This window comes from Sphingomonas sp. (assembly GCF_025362505.1).
Taxonomy (GTDB): Bacteria; Pseudomonadota; Alphaproteobacteria; order Sphingomonadales; family Sphingomonadaceae; genus Sphingomicrobium.
Genome location: NZ_JANYGG010000029.1, coordinates 1 through 3,411, shown reverse-complemented (window position 1 = coordinate 3,411; position 3,411 = coordinate 1). Strand labels below are relative to the sequence as shown.

The 3,411-nt window shown below is 62.9% G+C and carries 3 protein-coding genes; 2 read left to right on the top strand and 1 reads right to left on the bottom strand.

Annotated features, from left to right (window positions below):
* On the top strand, window positions 1-896 hold an 896-nt coding region (locus Q0R27_RS02350), incomplete at its 5' end, for an ABC transporter permease subunit (protein ID WP_293940556.1).
* Window positions 897-923: 27 nt separating this feature from the next.
* A complete protein-coding gene (locus Q0R27_RS02345) occupies window positions 924-2,231 on the top strand; it encodes a nitrate/sulfonate/bicarbonate ABC transporter ATP-binding protein (protein WP_293940554.1) in 1,308 nt (435 codons plus the stop codon).
* A 153-nt stretch (window positions 2,232-2,384) separates the two neighbouring features.
* Here Q0R27_RS02345 and Q0R27_RS02340 read toward each other — a convergent pair.
* The coding region (locus tag Q0R27_RS02340) for a divalent metal cation transporter (protein WP_293940552.1) at window positions 2,385-3,411 on the bottom strand (1,027 nt) is incomplete at its 5' end.

The following is a 3,411-nucleotide window of genomic DNA, read 5'->3' as shown; positions in this document are numbered from 1 at the left end:
ACGATCGACCGGGTTCCTGGGCCTATGACCTTCTGCGGCGGACCCGGCTTTTGCCGGTGCTGTTTGCCCCGATCGCCGGTATCGGCCGACTGCTGCTCGCACTCGAACCGACGCGTCACGCCGCGCCGCCGTCACGCGACGCGCCACCGAACCCACTCGTGGAGCGGCTCTGGCAATTTGCTGTGCTGCTCGCGGTGGGCGCGGCCTTCTGGTGGTCCGCCCGCTATGTCCTCGCCACGCTCGGCTTGAGCGATATCGGCGAGGCCTTCTTTCTTGCCTGTCTGACCATGCTGCGCGTGGCCGTCCTGATCGCGCTCGCCAGCCTCATCTGGGTGCCGATCGGGGTGTGGATCGGACTCAATCCGGCGTGGGCCGGACGGTTGCAGCCGGTCGCGCAGTTCCTCGCTGCCTTTCCCGCCAATGTGCTGTTCCCGTTCGCCGTGATCGCCATTGTTCACTGGCGCCTGAACCCGGATATCTGGCTGTCGCCGCTGATGATCCTCGGTACGCAGTGGTACATCCTGTTCAACGTGATCGCCGGCGCGAGCGCGATCCCCACCGACCTTCGCGAAGCGGCAGGCATGTTCGGCGTTCGCGGCTGGCAATGGTGGCGCCAGGTCGCGCTGCCCGGCATTTTTCCTTTTTATGTCACCGGCGCACTGACCGCGAGCGGCGGCTCGTGGAACGCCTCGATCGTGGCGGAAGCGGTGTCGTGGGGCAGCCAGCATCTCGAAGCGCATGGCCTGGGCACCTACATCGCAAAGGCTACAACGGCAGGTGATTTTCCGCGCGTGGCGCTCGGCATCGCGGTGATGTCCCTGTTCGTACTCAGTTTCAACCGGCTGGTGTGGCGCCCGATGTACGCCTTCGCCGAACGTCGCCTGCGGCTGACCTGACCCATGACCGCCAACGGAGCCTCCACCATGGCCACCATCCTGTCCCCCCGCCCGCTCGTCGAGGTCGATGCGCTCTACCATTATTATGGGTCCGCGCCGGGAGGCCACCTCGTGCTCGACGACGTCAACCTGACGCTCATGGAAAACGAGATCGTCGGCCTGCTGGGCCGCTCGGGCTCGGGCAAGTCAACCTTGCTGCGCTCGATCGCGGGGCTCATTCGTCCGCGCAAGGGCAAGGTTCGCTTCGAGCCTGACGAGAGCGGGCGGCCGCCCACTGTCAGCATGGTCTTTCAGACCTTCGCCCTGTTTCCGTGGCTGACCGTGCTTCAGAATGTGGAACTCGGGCTGGAGGCGCAAAAGGTGCCATCCGACCAGCGCCGAACCCGCGCGCTGGCGGCAATCGACCTGATCGGCCTCGACGGCTTCGAGAATGCTTATCCCAAGGAATTGTCGGGCGGCATGCGCCAGCGTGTCGGACTGGCCCGCGCGATCGTCGTCAACCCGTCGCTGCTCCTGATGGACGAGCCCTTCTCGGCGCTCGACGTACTGACCGCCGAGACCCTTCGCAGCGACCTGCTCGACCTGTGGTCGGAGGGGCGGATGCCGATCAAGTCGATGCTGCTCGTCACGCACAATATCGAGGAAGCGGTGTTGATGTGCGATCGCATTCTTCTTTTTTCCTCCAACCCTGGGCGCGTGGCGGCAGAGATTAAAGTCGATCTGCCGCAGCCACGCGACCGCCTGGAACCGGCGTTCCGCGCCATGGTCGATGCGATCTATGTCCAGATGACCGCCCGCGCGGATGCGGCACAACCGGCGCGCGACGGCTTGTTCCCGGGAATGGGCATCGCAATGGTGCTGCCGCGGGTATCGACCAACAGTTTAGCCGGCCTGATCGAAGAGGTCGATGGCACCCCGTTCGAGGGGCGGGCGAGCATGGCCGACCTGGCCGACTCGCTCCAGCTCGAGATCGACGATCTCTTCCCGATTGCCGAAACGCTTCAACTATTGCGCTTTGCCGAGCTGCAAGGCGCCGAGATCGTCCTTACTCCGGCGGCGCGAAATTACGCGCAGGCCAATGTCGATGCGCGCAAGGCGCTGTTTGCCCAGGCGCTCCTGGCCCATGTCCCGCTGATCCAGCATATCCGTCGCATTCTCGATGAGCGGAGCAGTCACATCGCCCCGGCGCGGCGCTTCCGCGATGAACTGGAGGACCATATGTCGCCAGACTATGCCGCCGAAACCCTGCGGACTGTGACGCTGTGGGGACGGTACGGAGAAATCTTCGCTTATGCCGAGGATAGCGATCAATTCAGTCTGGAAGACCCTGAGTGACCGATCTCATCCTGTTTCTGGTGGTCGGCGTCGGATGGCTTGCGCTGGTTGTTTCGCTTATCCGCCGTCACCCACATCGCCGAAGCCGCGATCAGCGTGACCGAGACTAACGTGATGCCCTGCCCGGTTACCTCTAGCGTGGGCGGACACCCGCTAGATTCCGGGCAGAAACATGGCGACACCAGCTACGGCCATCAGCGCCACTGTCATCCACCCTAAAATGATGATCGGTTTGCTGGCGGTGAACGCACCCATCACCTTCGTGCGCGAGACGAGCAGGATCAGGACGACCATCAGCGGTACCGCGACCAGTCCATTGATCACTGCGCTCCAGAACAACGCGCGCATCGGACTGATCGGCGAATATTGGATCGCCAGCGCGGCCAGCACGCTCACAGTGATGACGCCGTAAAATCCGCGAGCGTCATTTGCGGTGCGTTCCAGCCCCCATTTCCAGCCCATCGCTTCGCTCATTGCGTATCCGGCCGATCCCGCGAGCACGGGCACGCCGATGAGGCCTACGCCAAGGATACCGAGCGCGAACAGCCAGAAGGCAAAGTTGCCGGCGAGGGGTCGTAGAGCCGTTGCAGCCTCGGCTGCCGTATTGATCTGCGTGATACCGCTGGCATGGAGCGTGAGGGCCGTCGCCAAGATGATAAAATACGCTGCCAGGTTCGAATAGAGCATACCGCTCCACGTATCGCGGCTGATCCGCCGGAGTTCGAGTGGCGCGCGTTCGGGATTCTCCCGCAAAGGCGGTTCACCGCGCATGTCTTCGACCTCTTCCGACGCCTGCCAGAAGAACAGGTAGGGGCTGATGGTCGTCCCGAAGATGCCGACGATCATCGTGGCCGCCGCCGCGTTGACCGTGAAATGTGGCCAGACGGTGCGCGCGATCACCTGTTCCCATGGAACGTGCACGGTGAACAGGACGGCCGCATAAGCCAGGAGGGATATTGTCAGCCATTTCAGGAAGACGACATAGCGGTGATAAGGAATGAAGATCTGGAGCAGCAACGTGCCAATGACGAAACCCAGTGTCATCAAATGGCGACCGATCCCGGTAACAAGTTCACCGACCTCACCCATCGCCGCGACGTCGGCAGCGATGTTGAGCGTGTTTGCGATCAACAGGAGCAGCACGAGCGTCTTGAGCACGATCGGTGGGAAATTGCCTTTG

Bases quoted from the DNA above. Each gene is read 5' to 3' on its own strand.
- Q0R27_RS02345 (WP_293940554.1), top strand. From the start codon at position 924: ATGGCCACCATCCTGTCCCCCCGCCCGCTCGTCGAGGTCGATGCGCTC.